Origin of the sequence: Streptomyces sp. BK239, from assembly GCF_004217285.1 — a bacterium.
Lineage (GTDB): Bacteria > Actinomycetota > Actinomycetes > Streptomycetales > Streptomycetaceae > Streptomyces.
The window spans coordinates 48,259-64,375 of the sequence record NZ_SHKS01000010.1 but is presented as its reverse complement, the minus strand read 5'-3'; the positions used below and the strand labels follow the sequence as shown (position 1 = coordinate 64,375).

Here is a 16,117-nt window from a genome sequence, read left to right as displayed (position 1 = left end):
ATGACCCTGTTCGTCGGCACGTCGGGCTGGCAGTACAAGGACTGGCGGGGCGTCCTGTACCCGCCCGACGTGCCCGTGCGGCTCTGGCTGGAGGAGTACGCGGCGCGGTTCGCCACCGTGGAGATCAACAACGCGTTCTACCGGCTGCCGTCACGGGAGACCTTCGCGTCCTGGTCCGAGCGCGTCCCGCCGGACTTCACCGTCGCGGTCAAGGCCAGCCGGTATCTCACCCACGTCAAGCGGCTGAAGGACCCCGAGGAGCCGGTGCACCGGCTGATGAGCCACGCGGCCGGGCTGGGGGCGCGCCTCGGCCCGGTGCTGCTCCAGCTCCCGCCGACCCTGCGCTGCGACCCGGGACTGCTGGACGCCTGCCTGGCCTGCTTCCCGTCCGGCACGCGCGTGGCGGTCGAGCCCCGGCACGACTCCTGGTGGACGCCGGCGGTCCGCGAGGTCCTCCGCTCCCGGGGCGCGGCGCTGTGCTGGGCCGACGTCCTCGCCCGCCCCGTCGCCCCGCTGTGGCGGACGGCGGACTGGGGGTACGTGCGCTTCCACCAGGGCCGGGCCCGCCCCTGGCCGCGGTACGGCCGCCGGTGCTTGGAGACGTGGCTCGACCGCCTCGCGACGACCTGGCCGGCCGACGCGGAGGTGTACGCCTACTTCAACAACGATCCCGGCGGTGCGGCGGTGCGCGACGCGGTCACCTTCGCGAGGGCGGCGGAGCGGGCGGGCCTGCGGCCGACCCGCGTCCCCGCCCGGGGGTCCCTCGCCGGGCGCTGAGCGCGCCGCATCACCGGCGCGTCACGGGTGTTCGCGTCCGCTCACTCCCCGTGGGCCGCCCGCAGGGCGTCGCGCACCGCCGCCACCGCGTCGTCCTGTGCGACCCCCAGCCGGCGTGCCCGCTCGGCGTACGCCTGTGCGGCGGCGGCCAGTTCACGCGCCGCCGCCGAACCCGCGGCGGCGACGAACGTGCCGTTGCGGCCCCGGGTCTCGATCACCCCGTCCGCCTCAAGGGCCCGGTACGCCTTGGCGACGGTGTTCGCCGCCAGCCCCAGCGACTCGGCGAGCCCCCGCACGGTCGGCAGCCGGTGGCCGACCGGCAGCGCACCGGACCGCGCCTGCTCGGCGATCTGCGCCCGCACCTGCTCATAGGGAGCGGCGCCCTCAACGATGTGGATCTTCAAGGTCACGGGGCCGATTCTCCCGTACCGGCGGGAAAATGGGAGGCATGCCCGAGCGGCGTCCGCATAGCGTGCGGCCCATGACCGTCATCGTGCGTGATCTGCGTCCCGAGGCGCCCGGGGAGGTCGAGGCCTTCGTCCGGGTGCGGCGGCTCGCCCTCCCGTTCATGGTGTCCACCACCCGCTCCGTGGTCCACGACCTCGCCCACGCCCGTCCGGAGGCCCGGTACCGGCAGCTCGTCGCGGAGGAGGACGGCGAGATCGTCGGCACCGCGCAGGTCGGCGCCGCCCATGAGAGCCCGCGGCCCGGCCTGGGCTTCGCCAACGTGTACGTGCACCCGGAGCGGACCCGCCGGAGCGCCGGCTCGCTGCTCCTCCGCGCCGCCGAGGAGCACCTGGCCGCGCACGGCACGACCAGGGTGTACTCCTGGGTCCTGGACGGCCCGGGCAACATCGCCTTCGCCGAGCGGCACGGCTACCGGGCGAGCCGCTCCGCGCACTTCCTCCGCCTCGACCTGGCGGACGGGACGCTGCCGCCGCTCCAGGCTCCGCCGCCCGGCGTCGAACTGCGCACCGCCGCCGACTTCGCCGACGACCCCCGCCCGCTGTTCGTGCTGGACGCGGAGGCGACCGCCGACGAACCGAGCGACGTCGGCGCGGAGTTCACCGACTACGAGGCCTGGCTGGAGGAGACCTGGCGGCATCCGCTGCTCGACGCCGAGTTGACCACGGTCGCCGTGGTCGACGGCCGCCCCGCCGCGTTCACGGCGGCTCACACCGACGGCGCGACCCGCTACGCCTCCGGCATGACCGGCACCGCCCGCGCCTTCCGCGGCCGGGGCCTGGCCAAGCTGGCGAAGAACGCCTCGCTGCACCGCGCCCGCGCGGCGGGCTACCGGGAGGCGTTCACCGGGAACGACACCGGCAACGGGCCGATGCTCGCGATCAACAAGTGGTTCGGCTACGAGATCTGTGCGACGGAGGTGCGCCATGTCCGCGAACTCGGATGACGGCTCGGTCCGGGCTGACGCCGTGGAGGTCGCCGTGGAGGTCGTCCTCGTCAAGGCCGGCCGGACGAAGATCCGCTACCCGGCCGAGCTGCTGTCCGACGACGGCGCCCGGATCGCCGTGCGCGCCTCCTGGGCGGGCGAGGGCGTACGCGACTTCGGCTTCGTACGCTTCGAACCGGGTGACGTCTTCACCGAGTACTACTGGCGCGACCGCTGGTACTCCGTGAAGGAGGTCCGCGCCGCGTCCGGCGCCCTCAAGGGCTGGTACTGCGACATCACCCGCCCGGCGAGGCTCAGCGGCGCGGAACTGGAGGTCGAGGACCTCGACCTGGACCTGTGGCGCTCCGCCGACGGCGCCGACGTACGGCGGCTGGACGAGGACGAGTTCGCGGAGAGCGGCCTGGCCGACCGCGACCCCGAGGCGGCGGCACAGGCGCTGAGGGCCCTGGACGCCCTGGAGACCCTCGCCACCACAGGGAACGGCCTCGAACGGCTGCTCGCCTGACTCCTCTGTGCGTCCGCCGGGTCGACCGCCGTCAGGCCACAGAGGCGACCACCGCGTACCGCTCGTCCTCCACGGCTCTCCCCCACAGCTCCGCGTCCCCGGACAGGCGCTCCACGCGGGCGTGGGCGGTGAGCGGGGTGAGCAGGCCGGTGAGCCGGTCCACCGGTATGCCGACCGGGGTCACCGTCCCCCACACCCCCTCGACCAGCACGAGCCGGCCTCCGGGCCGCAGCAGGTCACGCCAGTGCCGCAGGGCGCGCGCGGGATCGGGCAGCGCCCACAGCACATGCCGTACGAGGACGACGTCGAAGCGCCGCTCCCCGACCGGGGGCGTCGCCGCGTCGCCGAGGAGGAACACGGCGTCACGGCCGGCGAGTTTCTCGCGCGCCCGGCCGAGCATCGCCGCAGAGAGGTCGACGCCGGTGACGCGGTGGCCCCGCTCGGCCGCGAGGAGCGACAGGCTGCCGGTGCCGCAGCCGAGGTCGAGCAGATCGCCGGGGCGCTCCGGCAGCCAGTCCAGCAGCCTGCGGGCCCAGGCGGCCCGGACGGCGGGGTCGCGCAGCCCGTGGTCCGGCTCGTCGTCGAAGCCGGCCGCCTCCGCGTCCCAGTCGACACGCTCCCCAGCGTTCACATCACGTCGGTCGGTCATGCGCCAAGAGTGACACCCGCCACTGACAATCCCCTCGTGGTGTGACAGCCGCCACTGACAGAACAGGCGGCGATGAGGAACTCTCGCGAAAAGGGTCTACCTCCGTGAAATCGCGGAACCCGGTAGCTCTGAAGGAGGCAGCCATGCGCCGTACGACCGTGCAGAAGCCCCTGAAGAAGACGGACTCCCGCCGGCTCCGCGAAGAGGTGGACGAACGCCCCGCCGGGCGCCCCGAGGTGCGCAAGGACATCGCCCGCACCTGGTGGCCGGACGGCTGACCGCGCCCGCGTCACCGTCGACCGATCTCTCACGCCCTTCCTTCCCGCCGGACGCCCCTGCCTGAGCCCAGGCTCAGCGGTTCCTTAAGGCGGTCCTAAAGATCGCCGGAACCCTTCGCCTGCGGGCGTGTCCGCGGTTTCTTGGTACTCGGCACGTTTCCCCATCCGGGTCCTGACCGGCGGCTCAGGCCGGTCAGGTCCCGGCGGAGCGGCCCGTGTCAGCTCAGGACGGACGCACAGGTCGAGGGCGTGGCGTGGGCGGGGTCGAGCGCGTTGGCCACCTCGTGGAAGGCGATCCGGTCGGTCAGCCCGAGCAGCGCGTGCTCGGACAGGTCGAGCGCGCAGCGGTCCTGGATGAGGACGTTGCTGACGTTCGCGCCACTCAGGAACTGCGTCCGGTACGGCGTGACGACCTCGTCGTACCGGGTGGCGATGACGGTGTAGCGGACGCCGGGGACGGTGTCGCCGCCGGCGTTGAGCTTCGCCATGAACTCGGAGCCGGCGATCTGCTGGGCGAGGGCGGGGGTGGCGGCGGTGAGGAGGTCCTCGGCGCCGGGGAAGTACGGCAGCAGGTGGGTGAGCCCGGCCAGGGTGGTGCCGTGGTTGTTGGGTGCGATGCCGACGAGGGCGTTCACCTTGGCGGCACCGCCGAGGAACTTGAGGTAGTAGCGGGGCATCATGCCGCCCTGGGAGTGACCGACGATGTCGGCCTCGGCGGCGCCGGTCGCGGCGAGCACCCGGTCGACGTAGGCGGAGAGCTGCCCGGCGGACTCGTCGATGGGGCCGAGGGCGTGGAAGAAGGGGACGCCGGGCAGTTGGCCGTAGTCGAGGGAGAAGACGCAGTAGCCCCGGTGCGTGAGGTACGGCGCGAGGGAGAGCCAGTTGTCGACGGAGTTGGCGAAGGTTCCGTGGACCAGGACGACGGGGCGGGGGTGGGCTGCGGAGGGCCGGCAGTCGTAGTCGTTCCAGCCGCCCTGCGACGACGCGGAGGTCGCGGCGGACGACGACTCGGCCGAGGCGGGGGCGGTGGCGGTGGCGCTGAGGGCCGCGGTGGCCAGCAGCAGGGCGGCCAGGGGTCTGGCCAGGCGCTTCCAGGGCAGCATCGCGTGATCTCCTTGCGGCTCAAGGGGGATTCGACGGCCTTACGCCTGTGATCCGGATCACGAGGATGCTGTTCACTTGTCAAGTTACGGGCGAGTAGGTGAAGTGAGAAGTTACGGACCGGTAAAAACTTCCGGCAACCGTCGACGCATGTGCTACCCCTGACGTCCCGTCACCAGGCGGGCCTGATCGGACCGTAGGGCGCGATACGCCCCAAACAGTCCCGCAACACGCTCATTTCACCCTCCCCGAGCACATCTCCCCACCCTCGCACCGCCTCCACCGCGACCTCCTCGGCCACCCTGGTGCACGCCCAGCCCCGCTCGGTCAGGACGACCAGCCGGGCGCGCGCGTCAACGGGGTGCGGCCCCCGCTCGACGTACCCCTTGCGCACCAGCTCGTCGACGAGCTGACTCGCCGCCTGCTTGGTGACACCCAGATGCGCGGCCAACTCGGTGACCGTCGCACCGTCCGGGGCGAGCCGGGCGAAGGCGAAGCCGTGAGCGGGCCGCACGTCGGAGAACCCACGTACCCGTACCCCCTCGTCGATGCGTCGCGTGAGGTCGCCGGCGGCGGCGAGCAGGGCGGCGGTCAGGGCGAGGGCATCGGAGTTCTGCACCTCCGCATTGAAACACCCTTGACGATTTGGTCAACCTGCTTGACCATGAGTCCCGTCAAGTGGTCAAGCAGCTTGACCATTCTCCGCCGAGCCAGGAGCCGTCCATGCCTGTCGTCCGTTCCGCCGACGCCGTCACCCACGAGATCCACGGCGCCCGCTTCGTCTCGCACGCCACCCCGCTCACCGGCAGCAGGGAACTCGCCGCCTGGCGCGGGGAGATCCCGCCGGGCACGAAGGCGCCGGCGCACACCGTCAGCCGGGAGGAGGTCTTCCATCTGCTCGTCGGAGAACTGGACGTCACGCTCGACGGGCGCACCGAGCGGATCACGGCGGGTGACACGCTGATCGTCAACGCCGGCTCCACCCTGAGGGTGGAGAACCCGACCGGTCACACCGCCCTCACCTGGGTCACCACCAGTCTGGGGCTGGAGGCGGTGTTGGCCGACGGCAGCCGGATCGCGCCTCCGTGGGCCAACTGAGCCGTCCGCTGGGCGGAGTCGTGTTCAGGCCGCCAAGCCGCCGGGCATCACCGCTCGCGGGCCGAACTTCGCCCGCGCGCGGTCGGCCACCTCCTCGATACGGCGGGCCTTCTCGTCGGCGGGGTCGAAGGTGAGCTGGTGGGAGGCCCGGTCGGCGGGGCCGAGGCCCTCGGCGCGCAGGGCGATCGCGCGGACCCGGGCGCGTTGCAGACCGAGCGCCTCATACAGGGAGTACGCCGTCCGCGTCAGGTCCGCCGAATGCGCGGTCGGCTCCCCGAGGGTGCGGCCCCGGGTGGTGGAGGAGCGGTCGGCGTAGCGGACGGTGAGGGTCAGGGTGCGGCAGACCTTCTCCACGGCGCGCAGCCGGGCGCCCAGTTCCTCACCGGCCGACAGAAGCGCCCTGCGATGCCGGACCGGGTCCAACTCATCGCGCGGGAAGCGCCGTTCGGCGGCAAGTGATCGGGAGACCGCGTTCGGGACGACCCGGCCGCGGTCGACCCCGTTCGCCTTCTCGTGCAGCTCCCGGCCGGCCTTCGCGCCGACCAGGCGCTGGAGCGTGGACAGGGGCGCGGCGGCGACCCGGCCGAGGGTGTCGAGGCCGTACTCGCACAGGGTGCGGGCGGTGGCGGCGCCGACGCCGGGCAGGGCGGCGACGGGTTTCCCGGCGAGGAAGTCACGGGCCTCGCCCGCGGAGACCGCGCAGGTCACCCCGGGCCGGGCGGCTCGCTGCGCCACACGGGCCAGCATCGGGCCCGGTCCGGCGCCGATCACGCAGTCGACGCCGTGCAGCGCGAGGGCGCGGACCCTGATCACCGAGGCCAGTTCGACCGCGCCGCGCCCGAAGTAGCGCTCGGCGCCCCGCAGATCGGCCAGCGCCCCGTCCGGCGGCAGCGCCTCGACGACGGGCGTGAACTCCTCCAGCAGGCCGAGAAGTTCGGGAAACGCCGTCTCGTGCGCCGACGGCAGCTGGAAACGTACGCAGAGGATGGTCATCCCGCACTCCCCGGACTCTGGTGCCACAACTTCCTTCCCACCGCGGGCCCTTCGCCCGCGGGACGCAGATCCGCCCAGGGGTGCATCTCGTACCCCGTGGGCAGGCGGATGCGCCGCCGCTCCATCGCGTCCTGGGCCGCGGAACCGGCCGGCGCGGGCAGCCCGTCCGAACCGGAGAGCCGCCTGTGCGCCGGACCGTCGGCACCGGCTTCGGCGTCGGCGTCGGCGTCGGGCGCGGGGCCGGGAGGTTCCGCGAGCCGGGACGCGACCCCTTCGAGTCCCTCCTCGCGCCGCACCTCCAGCAGTTCGGCCAGGTTCCAGGCGGCGGCGCCCACCACGCTGAGGCTGCGCGGGCCGCGCCGCTGCACCGTCCCGCGCACCAGCAGCAGCCAGGAGTGGAAGACGGTGTGGGCGCAGACGTCGTGGGAGTCGTCGAAGAAGGCGAGGTCGACCAGGCCGGTGCCGTCGTCGAGGGTGCTGAAGATGACCCGTTTGCCGGAGCGGATCGGCGGGGTCTGGGTAGCCGCCTTGGCGCCCGCCACCAGCACCGTCTCCCCGTGCCGCGTCTCACGCAGCCGTCGCGCCGACACCACGCCCAGTTCGCGCAGGAACTCCCGGTGGTCGTCCATCAGGTGGCGTGAGGCGTCCATGGACAGCACGCCCAGTTCGGCGCTGAGCCGCTCCGCCGAGGTGAGGTCGGGCAGCCCGGCCGGAGCGGTCTTCCGCCCGCCCGCCAGCGGGAGTTGGCCGCCGCCGCCCCGGGAGCCCCGGTGCAGCTCGGCCAGGTGCAGTTGCAGATCACGGCGGTTGGCCCCGAAGTCGTCCAACGCGCCCACCTGGGCGAGGCGTTGGGCGAGCGGCCGGCTCGGCCGCGCCCGCTCCCAGAAGTCGAGCAGCGAGGTGTAGGGCTGCCCGTCCGCGATCCGCCGCGCCTCGGCCTCGCTGATGCCGTGCACGTCGGAGAGGGCGAGCCGAAGCCCCCACACGCCGGAAGGCCCGGCCGACCCGGAGTCAGACACCAGTTCGATACGATGTCCGGCCCCCGACCGGTTCACGTCCAACGGCAGGACCGGCACCCCCCGCCGCCGCGCGTCCGCCAGCAGCAGCCGCTTGGGGTACATCCCGGGGTCGTGGGTGAGCAGCCCCGCGTAGAAGGCGGCCGGGTGGTGCGCCTTCAGCCACGCCGACTGGTACGTCGGCACGGCGAAGGCGACCGCGTGCGCCTTGCAGAAGCCGTACGAGCCGAAGGCCTCGACGATCTCCCAGGTGCGCTGAATCGTTTCCGCGTCGTAGCCCTTCGCCGCCGCCCGCTGGGCGAACCACACCTTGATCCGCCCCTGCGACTCCGGTTCGGACAGCCCGCGCCGCACCCGGTCCGCCTCGCCGCGCCCGCAGCCGGTCATGACGGCGACGATGTCGATGACCTGCTCGTGGAAGACGACGACCCCGTAGGTGCCCTTCAGCGCCTCCTCCAGGTCGGGGTGCGGGTAACGCACGGGCGCGCGCCCGTGCCGGGCCTCGATGAACGGCCGCACCATGTCGGCGGCGACCGGGCCGGGCCGGAACAGCGAGATGTCGACGACCAAATCGTGGAAGGTCGCCGGCTGGAGCCGTCCGACCAGGTCCCGCTGCCCCGGCGACTCGATCTGGAAGCAGCCGAGCGTCTCGGTGGACCGGATGAGCCGGTACGTCTCCGGGTCCCCCTCCGGGAGCGCGTCCAGGTCGATCCGCTCCCCCGTCGCCCGCGCCACCTCGGCGACCGCGTGCGCCATCGCCGACTGCATCCGCACGCCGAGCACGTCGAGCTTGAGCAGTCCGAGGTCCTCGACGTCCTCCTTGTCGAACTGGGACATGGGGAACCCCTCGCCGCTGGTCGGCACGACCGGCGTGCGGGAGAGCAGGGAGGCGTCGGAGAGGAGCACGCCGCAGGGGTGCATGGCGACGCCGCGCGGGAGGGCGTCGAGGGACTCGACCAGTTCCCACAGCTTCCCGTACTTCTCCCGTTCCCCGGCGAGCGCCCTGAGTTCGGGCAGTTCCTCCAGCGCCGCGCGGGCGTCGCGCGCGCGGATGTGCGGGAAGGACTTGGCGACGCGGTCGATGTCGGCGGGGTCCATGGACAGGGCGGCACCGACGTCCCGGATCGCGTGCCGGACCCGGTACGTCTCCGGCATCGAGACCGTCGCGACGCGCTCGGCGCCGAACCGGCCGATGATCGCGCGGTAGACCTCCAGCCGGCGCGCGGACTCCACGTCGACGTCGATGTCGGGCAGCACGACCCGTTCCCTGGACAGGAACCGCTCCATCAGCAGCCCGTGCTCGATCGGGTCGGCGTGCGCGATGCCGAGGAGGTGGTTGACGAGCGAGCCCGCGCCGGATCCGCGCGCGGCGACCCGGATGCCCATCCGCCGTACGTCGTCCACGACTTGGGCGACGGTGAGGAAGTAGGAGGCGAAGCCGTGGTGGGCGATGACGTCGAGTTCGTGGTGCATCCGCTCCCAGTAGTCGCGCCGTCCGTCGTAGCCGCGCAGCAGCATCCCCGCCGCCGCCCGGGAGGCCAGGGTCCGCTGGGCGGTGCGGCGGCCGGCGCCGACGAGGTGCGGCTCGGGAAAGTGGACGGTCCCGATGCCGAGGTCGTCCTCGGGGTCGACCAGGCACTCGGCGGCCGTGGCCCGGGTCTGCTCCAGCAGGCGGTGGGCGGTGTCGCGGCGGAAGCCGGCGGCCTCAACGATCCGCTCGGCGGCGCGCAGCATGGCGTCCGGCCCCTTGAGCCAGGCCTCCCCCGAGTCCAGTTCCCCGGTCGGGTCGATGGGCACCAGGCGGCGGGCGGCGTCCAGGACGTCGGCGACCGGGCCCTGGCCGGGGTCGGCGTAACGGACGGCGTTGCTGAGCACCGGGCGGATCCGCTGTTCGGCGGCGAAGCCGACGGTGCGGGCGGCCAGGCGCAGCGAGCCGGGTCCGGTGCCGGTGCGGCCGTGCCAGACGGCCTCCAGGCGCAGGGCGTCGCCGTGGACCTCCCGCCAGGGGGCGAGGAGTCTGGCCGCGCGGTCGGGGCGGCCGGCGGCGAGGGCGCGGCCGACGTCGGAGGCGGGGCCGAGCAGGACGGTCAGGCCGTCTCCCCGGTTGTCCGCCCAGGGCAGCAGCGGGGCGCCCTCGCTCCCGTGCGCCGCCGTGACGATCCGGCACAGGTCGGCCCAGCCGCGGGCGCCGTCGCGGGCGAGGAAGGTGACGCGGGGGGCCGACTCGTCGAGGAAGGCGCCGCCGCGCACGGGGGTGCGGCGCCTCTCCCGTCGTACGTCGCTCTCGTGGCGGGGCGGCGCGGCCACCGCGAGGTCCGCCCCGAACAGCGGGCGCACCCCGGCCCGCGCGCAGGCCTTGGCGAAGCGGACCGCGCCGGCGACGGTGTCGCGGTCGGTGAGGGCGAGGGCGTCCATGCCCCGCTCACCGGCGCGCTCGGCCAGCCGCTCCGGGTGCGAGGCCCCGTATCGCAGGGAGAACCCGGAGGCGGTATGCAGATGCGTGAAGCCTGGCACACGCACCTCCCGCGATCCCGCTCTCGAACATCAGTTCCCTAATCCCTCACCCCCACCATAGACCAATTCCCGAACATCTGTACGACGACCGTTCGAGCGTCTCCCACCTGCGGAAACGCACCGAAACAGCCGCAAACGCACCGAGGTCCCGCCCCCGGGCAGGGGGCGGGACCTCGGTGGCGCCGGGAGGGTCAGCCGATCTGTGCGCCCGTCGCCGAGAGCGCCTCCGTCACCGGCTGGAAGAACGTCTCCCCGCCGGCGGCGCAGTCGCCGCTGCCGCCGGAGGTGAGCCCGATCGCGCTGCTCCCCGAGAAGAGGGAGCCGCCGCTGTCGCCGGGCTCGGCGCAGACGTCGGTCTGGATGAGGCCGCTGACGACGTCGCCGTTGCCGTAGTTCACGGTGGCGTCCAGGCCGGTGACCGTGCCGGAGTGCACCTGGGTGGTCGAGCCGCTGCGGGTGACCTGCATGCCCACGGTGGCCTCGGCGGCGCCGGTGATCTTCTGCGTGGAGCCGTCGTAGAGGTTCACCTCGCTCGGGTGGGCGACGTCGGCGGTGTACTTGACCAGGCCGTAGTCGTCACCGGGGAAGCTGGAGGTCTCGTTGGCGCCGATCCGCTTGCCGGAGGAGTCCGACCAGGTGGTGACGGACTCGGTGCAGTGGCCCGCGGTCAGGAAGTAGGGCTCGCCGCCCTTGACCACGTTGAAACCGAGCGAGCAGCGGCTTCCCCCGCCGGTGATGGCGTCGCCGCCCGCGATGAAGGGCTTGTACTCCCCCTTGGTGCGCTGGAGCTCCACCGTGGCGCCGAGGCTCTCGGCGACCTTGGTGAGCTTGGCCCACTCGGCGCCGGAGACCGTGCGGTCGGCGGTGACGACGACCTTGTTGGCGGTGGGGTCGGTGACCCAGGCGGTGCCGGGGACGGCCGCGTCCCTCGCGAGGGTGGTCCGGGCGCTGCGGAGTTCGGCGAGGGAGTTCTCCACCAGTCTCGCCTTGGCCCCGGCCGCCTCGACGGCGTCCGCGGCACTCTCGTCGAGCACGTTCACCACGAGGCTCTTGGTCTTGGCGTCGTAGTAGGTGCCCGCCGCGTCGGCGCCGAGCTCCCGGCCCAGGGTCGAGGCGAGCTTCCCGGCGGCCAGGGCCGTCAGGAGGCGGGGCTGCGGAGCCTGCGGGGTCTCACTCGCGTTCGCGGTCTGGAAGGTGACGCCCGCGGCGACGAGCGCGGCAACGCCCGCTCCCGCCATGACGGCCCGTCGCCCGGCTATGCGTCGGTGCTTCAACTCACGTCCTCCTGTGGGGGGTCGGCGCGCGCGGCGGCAGGCCGCCGCGGGCCGGAAGGTGGGGTGACGGCCGCCCACTCTTCCGAACCGCGCAGGGGGCACACAAGGTCGACCGGCGGACGCGCACACGGTGAGCACAGCGCGCCCTCGACGCCTTCACTCCCCGGTCACAAAAGGCCGAGCCCCCGCACGCGTTCGCGTACGGGGGCTCACCTGCCGCCTCGGTCCGTGCGGGCCGCTGCCCGCCGGCCGGTCTAGAAGACGCTGACGCCGTAGGCGTTCAGGGCCTCCACCACGGGCTGGAAGAACGTCGTGCCGCCCGAGGTGCAGTCGCCGCTGCCGCCGGAGGTCAGACCGTAGGCCACGCCGTTGCTGCCGTAGAGCGAGCCGCCGGAGTCGCCGGGCTCGGCGCAGACGTTGGTCTGGATCATCCCGTAGACGACGTCGCCGCCGCCGTAGTTGACGGTCGCGTTGAGCGCGGTGACGCGCCCGCTGTGGGTGCCGGTGGTCGAGCCGTCGCGGTAGACGGTGGTGCCCACGGTCGGGTTGGCCGCGCGGGTGATGTCGACGCCGCCGGCGGTGCCCGCCTTGGCGATCGAGGTGTTGGAGTACCGGACGATGCCGTAGTCGTTCGTCGGGAAGCTGGAGCCCGTCGTCGGACCGAGCACCGTGCTGCGACCGGAGTTGGAGTACCACGTGCCCGCGCCGTCGGTGCAGTGGCCGGCGGTCAGGAAGTAGTAGTTGCCCGCGCTGTCACGGACGTTGAAGCCGAGGGAGCAGCGCCAGCCGCTCGTGTAGATGGCGTCGCCGCCCTGGATGTACTTCTGGAACCGGCCTTCGGTGCGCTTGATCGTCAGCGCGTCGGCGTCGGCGCCGGCCTGCTTCTTGATCTTCGCTATCTCGGCCGGGGACACCGTGCTGTCGGCCGTGACGACGACCCGGTTGGTCTTGCTGTCGACGGTCCAGGCGGTGCCCGGGACGTCGGCCTTGAGCACCGCGCCGCTGGCGCTGCCGAGTTCGGCGGCGCTGAAGGTGGTGACGTCCGCCGCGCTCGCGTGGGGGATCGCGATGGCGGCCGCGGCCACGAGCCCGGTGGCGACGGCGGTCAGCCGGGTCCGTCTGGTGATGCCGCTGGTGGGGGTGGTGCGCTTGATCCTCACGTTTCGTTCCCTCCCAGGGGAAGTCGGGGGCCCGCGTGGGGTCGGGGCCCGTGAGGCGCAGTCAGAGGGCGCTCGTACGTCCGCAATCCGGACAGATAATGCCCCTGACAAGCGCTGAGGGGGAGTATTCGGCCGAACGGACGGTCGACGCAAGGGTGCCTTTCGGCCGCCGCCCCGCACACCGGCCGGGTGCCGGGCCCGGGTGACGATCGCTCACATCAGGGCGCGCACCTCCGCCTCGGCACGGGCGGCCCTCCCCCGTTCGCCGTGATCGTCACCCCGTCCCCTTCGGCCACCCACGCCCCGGGAATGTCCGGAAGTCGTCCCTCCGGATGATCGGCCGGCGGCCGGTACGTGCTGTCGGCACCGGTGTGCGCGTCCGCCGGCGCGGGCTTCTCCGCGGTGGAACGCGTCCACCGGCTCGCTCGGAACTCCGTGGGTTCACGCGGCTCCCCTGGGCGCCGCGTACCGGTGGGCGGGGCGGGTCAGGCCCAGGTGCTCGCGGAGTGTGCTGCCCGGGTAGAAGGTGCGGAACAGACCGCGGTGCTGGAGCAGCGCGACCGTGCCGTTGACCAGCCGCTCCAGATCACGGCGGGGTTCGACGGGGGTGAGGTGGAAGCCGTCGGCGGCCCCTTCCCGGTGCCAGGTCCCGATCAGTTCGGCGAGGTCGACGGGGCCGCCCCGGTACAGCGGGCCCAGGTCGCTGTACCGGGGGCCGCCTCCGCCGTGGCCCGGTTCGGCGGCGTGCTCGCCCTCCCCGAGGTCGATCAGCAGACCGGCCAGGACGCGCAGGGAACCGGGGTCCCGCCCCGACTCCGCCGCGGCGGCGCGCAGTTCCTCCCGTACGGCGCGGGCCCGGTCGGCGTTCGCCGCCCGCACCAGGGCGACGTCGGCGTACCGGGCGGCGACGGCACGGGCGTGGCCCTCGGTCGCGTCGACGACCCGTACGGGCCGGCTCGACGCGGCCTCACTCCCCCAGCCGCCCCGGCCGGCCCCGGCCGGTCCGCTCGCCTCGCCGGCGCCGGCCGCTTCGGCCGCGTCCGCCTCGCGCCACAGCGCCTCCAGCGGCACGGGAGCGGAGCCGTCCCGGTCCTCGGCCGCGGGCGCGTCGAGCCGCCAGCCGGCCCGGCCCCGGCTGATCCGGTCGAGGGCGGCCACGGCGGCGACGGCGGCGCGGACGCGCGAGGGCCCGGTGTGGGCGGGGACCAGTCCGACGCGGTGCGTGACGGCCGCCGCCCGGGACAGCACGGCCGACGCGTCCGTCCCCGGGCTGCCGGGACAGTCGTCCAGCGTCACGAAGTCGAGCCCGCCGCGCTCGGCGAGCCGTACCAGTTCGACGTGGCGTCCGGCGTCGGCCGCCTCCGCCTGGTCCACGGCGGCGGCCAGGTGCAGCAGGCCCCGGCCGGGCGAGGAAGTCATCTCGGAGTACCCCTTCGGTCCCGATGTGGTCGGTCGGCGGCTCACGCGGCGGCGCGCAGCCCCAGGTCGCGCAGGAAGGCGAGGGCGGCCCGCGCGGTGGCGTCGTTCTGCCGGAACGCGGGCCCTCCGGTGCGCGGCCGGGTGAACGCGCCAGGCGTCCGCCCGTCGGTGTGCGGCCCGAGCGCGAAACGCCGCGGGTGCGGCCGGCCGGACCGGTCGAGGATCCGTCCGTCGGAGCGGTCCACCCGCAGCAGCCCGTCCGGCGTCTCCGCGGCCCCGTCCTCGTGCAGTGCGCGCAGCAGCGCGTCGCGGGCGCGCCGCACCGTCGGCTCGGGCAGCCTGGCCTCCACCAGGGCCCGCGCCTCGACGGTGAAGCCGGGCACGCTGGGGCTCGACGCCCGGAACACCCCGTCCTCGGCCCGCACGGCCATGTCCGCGCCGACGAACATCACCACCCCCGCCCGGGACAGCGCGAGCAGTTGCCGCAGCCTGGGTCCGGGCGGCCCGGAGGCCAGGTAGCTGAAGAACCCGTGCCACCAGGGCCCGATGCCCCCGAGCCGCACCAACTGGCCGTAGACGGACAGCAACGCCAGGAAGACGGCCAGGTCCGTGCTGTGGGCGGCGTCGTGACGGCGGCTCAGGTCACTCTCCACGTACTCCCGCAGCGCCTCCTGAAACTCCTCGGAGGAACCGTGGCGCACCCCGTCCAACGGCCGGTCCAGGGCGTCCAGATCGAGCCGGTCGCGCGGGTCGGGCACCGCGGACGCGACGAGCGCCTCACGCTCCACGGCCCCTTCGGACGCCGCGTACTTCTCCTCGAAGTCGGCCCAGGCGAGAGCGGTCCGCTCGGGGTGCGCGGTGAACAGCCGGTGGTAGTGGGCGAACCCCAGTTCCTTCTCCACCAGCGGCCACACGTCCCGCCGGAAGTCGAACCCGCCGGGCCGCGCGAGCAGCCCGTCGATCTCGGCGGGCCCCAGGAACCGGGGTAGCGGCGGCCGTTCCCCGCTCCAGTCGTAGCCGATCTTCGCGTGGTACGGCACCCCGCGCCGCGAGCCGACGTACAGCACCGGCTCACGGCCGGAGGGGACGTACGCGTCCCCCTCGTACCGCCCGCCGCGCCCCTCGGTGAGGAGCACCATCAGGTCCACGAAGGCGAGTCCGAAGCCACGCACCAGGACGGGTTCGCCGGGCCGCAGCGCGGACAGGTCGCTGTCGGCGGTGAAGTCCGGCGGCAGGTGGACGAGCCCGTGTTCGTCCGCGTACGACGCCAACGCGCGCTGCTCGTCGTCGGGTTCGGAATCGAGGTGACCGAGGGCGAGGACGACCAGGTCGGCCAGGAGCGGCCGGGGCCTGCCCTCCAGCCAGACCTGCTGGCGACCCTCGCGCGGCCCGCCGACCCGCACCGCGCGCCGTCGGTGGTGGTGGACGGTGACCTCGGGGGGCAGGGCGGCGACGGCCTGCTCGTGCACCCAGCGCAGGTAGGAGCCCTGGAGCTGACGGTCGGCGAACAGCCGTCCGTCAACGCCGGCCCACTCGTGCAGGGTGGGCCCGGGGCGCACGGGCCCGGCCATGTCCACGGTCTCGTCGGTGAACATGGTGACGTCCTCGGCGTGCGAGTTCATCAGCAGCAGCGGCGACTGCGCGGCCCGCCAGATGCGTCCCGCGCCGGGCGGATGCGGGTCGACGAGATGGAGGTCGAGGCCGGAACCGGCGTACAGCTCCGGCGCGTTGGCGGCGATCCGCTCGACGAGTCCGGTCCCCCGCGGTCCGGCTCCGACGATCACCAGCGACGGCCTCATCGTGCGGCTCCGCCGAACGTGCGCTCGTGCGGGGCGGGTTCGGCGGGGAGGCGGCCGGGGTCCGGAGGAAGGGCGTCCCGTGCGGCGACCGGCACGGGAGAGGGTGGAGGAAGGGCGGCTGAG

15 protein-coding genes are annotated in these 16,117 nt (G+C 73.8%); 5 read left to right on the top strand and 10 right to left on the bottom strand.

Features of this window, described 5'->3' with window-relative positions; genetic code table 11:
- Complete coding sequence (locus EV567_RS25495; RefSeq protein ID WP_130444057.1) at positions 1-777, top strand: DUF72 domain-containing protein; 777 nt, start codon at positions 1-3, stop codon at positions 775-777.
- Positions 778-818: 41 nt separating this feature from the next.
- Here EV567_RS25495 and EV567_RS25490 read toward each other — a convergent pair whose 3' ends face one another.
- Positions 819-1,187, bottom strand: a complete 369-nt coding sequence (locus EV567_RS25490) for a GntR family transcriptional regulator (RefSeq protein WP_130444055.1) — start codon at positions 1,185-1,187, stop codon at positions 819-821.
- Between the two features lie 71 nt (positions 1,188-1,258).
- On the opposite strand from EV567_RS25490, the gene EV567_RS25485 reads away from it, so the two are divergent.
- Together EV567_RS25485 and EV567_RS25480 are read left to right on the top strand one after the other, a co-directional pair.
- Entirely contained in the window at positions 1,259-2,188 is a 930-nt protein-coding gene (locus tag EV567_RS25485) for a GNAT family N-acetyltransferase (RefSeq protein WP_130444053.1), read from the top strand.
- Positions 2,169-2,693 (top strand): DUF402 domain-containing protein, encoded by a 525-nt coding sequence (locus EV567_RS25480; protein WP_130444051.1) that lies wholly within the window; start codon positions 2,169-2,171, stop codon positions 2,691-2,693. Before EV567_RS25485 ends, EV567_RS25480 begins: the two co-directional genes overlap by 20 nt.
- Before the next feature lie 31 nt (positions 2,694-2,724).
- On the opposite strand, the gene EV567_RS25475 is transcribed toward EV567_RS25480, so the two are convergent.
- A complete protein-coding gene (locus EV567_RS25475) occupies positions 2,725-3,342 on the bottom strand; it encodes a class I SAM-dependent methyltransferase (RefSeq protein ID WP_130444049.1) in 618 nt (205 codons plus the stop codon).
- 143 nt (positions 3,343-3,485) lie between these two features.
- On the opposite strand from EV567_RS25475, the gene EV567_RS28435 reads away from it, so the two are divergent.
- Positions 3,486-3,620, top strand: coding sequence for a hypothetical protein (locus tag EV567_RS28435; protein WP_130444047.1), 135 nt, complete (start codon positions 3,486-3,488; stop codon positions 3,618-3,620).
- 218 nt (positions 3,621-3,838) lie between these two features.
- Here EV567_RS28435 and EV567_RS25465 read toward each other — a convergent pair whose 3' ends face one another.
- A complete protein-coding gene (locus EV567_RS25465) occupies positions 3,839-4,723 on the bottom strand; it encodes a triacylglycerol lipase (protein ID WP_130444045.1) in 885 nt (294 codons plus the stop codon).
- Between the two features lie 170 nt (positions 4,724-4,893).
- Complete coding sequence (locus tag EV567_RS25460) at positions 4,894-5,340, bottom strand: MarR family winged helix-turn-helix transcriptional regulator (protein ID WP_130444043.1); 447 nt, start codon at positions 5,338-5,340, stop codon at positions 4,894-4,896.
- 104 nt (positions 5,341-5,444) lie between these two features.
- On the opposite strand from EV567_RS25460, the gene EV567_RS25455 reads away from it, so the two are divergent.
- Positions 5,445-5,819, top strand: a complete 375-nt coding sequence (locus tag EV567_RS25455) for a cupin domain-containing protein (protein WP_130444041.1) — start codon at positions 5,445-5,447, stop codon at positions 5,817-5,819.
- Between the two features lie 24 nt (positions 5,820-5,843).
- On the opposite strand, the gene EV567_RS25450 is transcribed toward EV567_RS25455, so the two are convergent.
- The 6 genes from EV567_RS25450 to EV567_RS25425 all read right to left on the bottom strand — a co-directional run bounded on the left by EV567_RS25450 (position 5,844) and on the right by EV567_RS25425 (position 15,994).
- Entirely contained in the window at positions 5,844-6,812 is a 969-nt protein-coding gene (locus EV567_RS25450) for a DNA polymerase thumb domain-containing protein (RefSeq protein WP_130444039.1), read from the bottom strand.
- Positions 6,809-10,342: a DNA polymerase III subunit alpha gene (locus EV567_RS25445; RefSeq protein ID WP_130444037.1), complete on the bottom strand. Its 3,534-nt coding sequence runs from the start codon at positions 10,340-10,342 to the stop codon at positions 6,809-6,811. Before EV567_RS25445 ends, EV567_RS25450 begins: the two co-directional genes overlap by 4 nt.
- Before the next feature lie 191 nt (positions 10,343-10,533).
- Positions 10,534-11,616 (bottom strand): S1 family peptidase, encoded by a 1,083-nt coding sequence (locus EV567_RS25440; RefSeq protein ID WP_130444035.1) that lies wholly within the window; start codon positions 11,614-11,616, stop codon positions 10,534-10,536.
- Positions 11,617-11,870: 254 nt separating this feature from the next.
- On the bottom strand, positions 11,871-12,776 hold the full coding sequence (locus EV567_RS25435; RefSeq protein ID WP_130444033.1) for a S1 family peptidase: 906 nt from the start codon (positions 12,774-12,776) through the stop codon (positions 11,871-11,873).
- Positions 12,777-13,217: 441 nt separating this feature from the next.
- Positions 13,218-14,195: an LLM class flavin-dependent oxidoreductase gene (locus EV567_RS25430; protein ID WP_130444031.1), complete on the bottom strand. Its 978-nt coding sequence runs from the start codon at positions 14,193-14,195 to the stop codon at positions 13,218-13,220.
- Between the two features lie 41 nt (positions 14,196-14,236).
- Complete coding sequence (locus tag EV567_RS25425; RefSeq protein WP_130444029.1) at positions 14,237-15,994, bottom strand: FAD/NAD(P)-binding domain-containing protein; 1,758 nt, start codon at positions 15,992-15,994, stop codon at positions 14,237-14,239.
- Between the last annotated feature and the right edge of the window lie 123 nt (positions 15,995-16,117).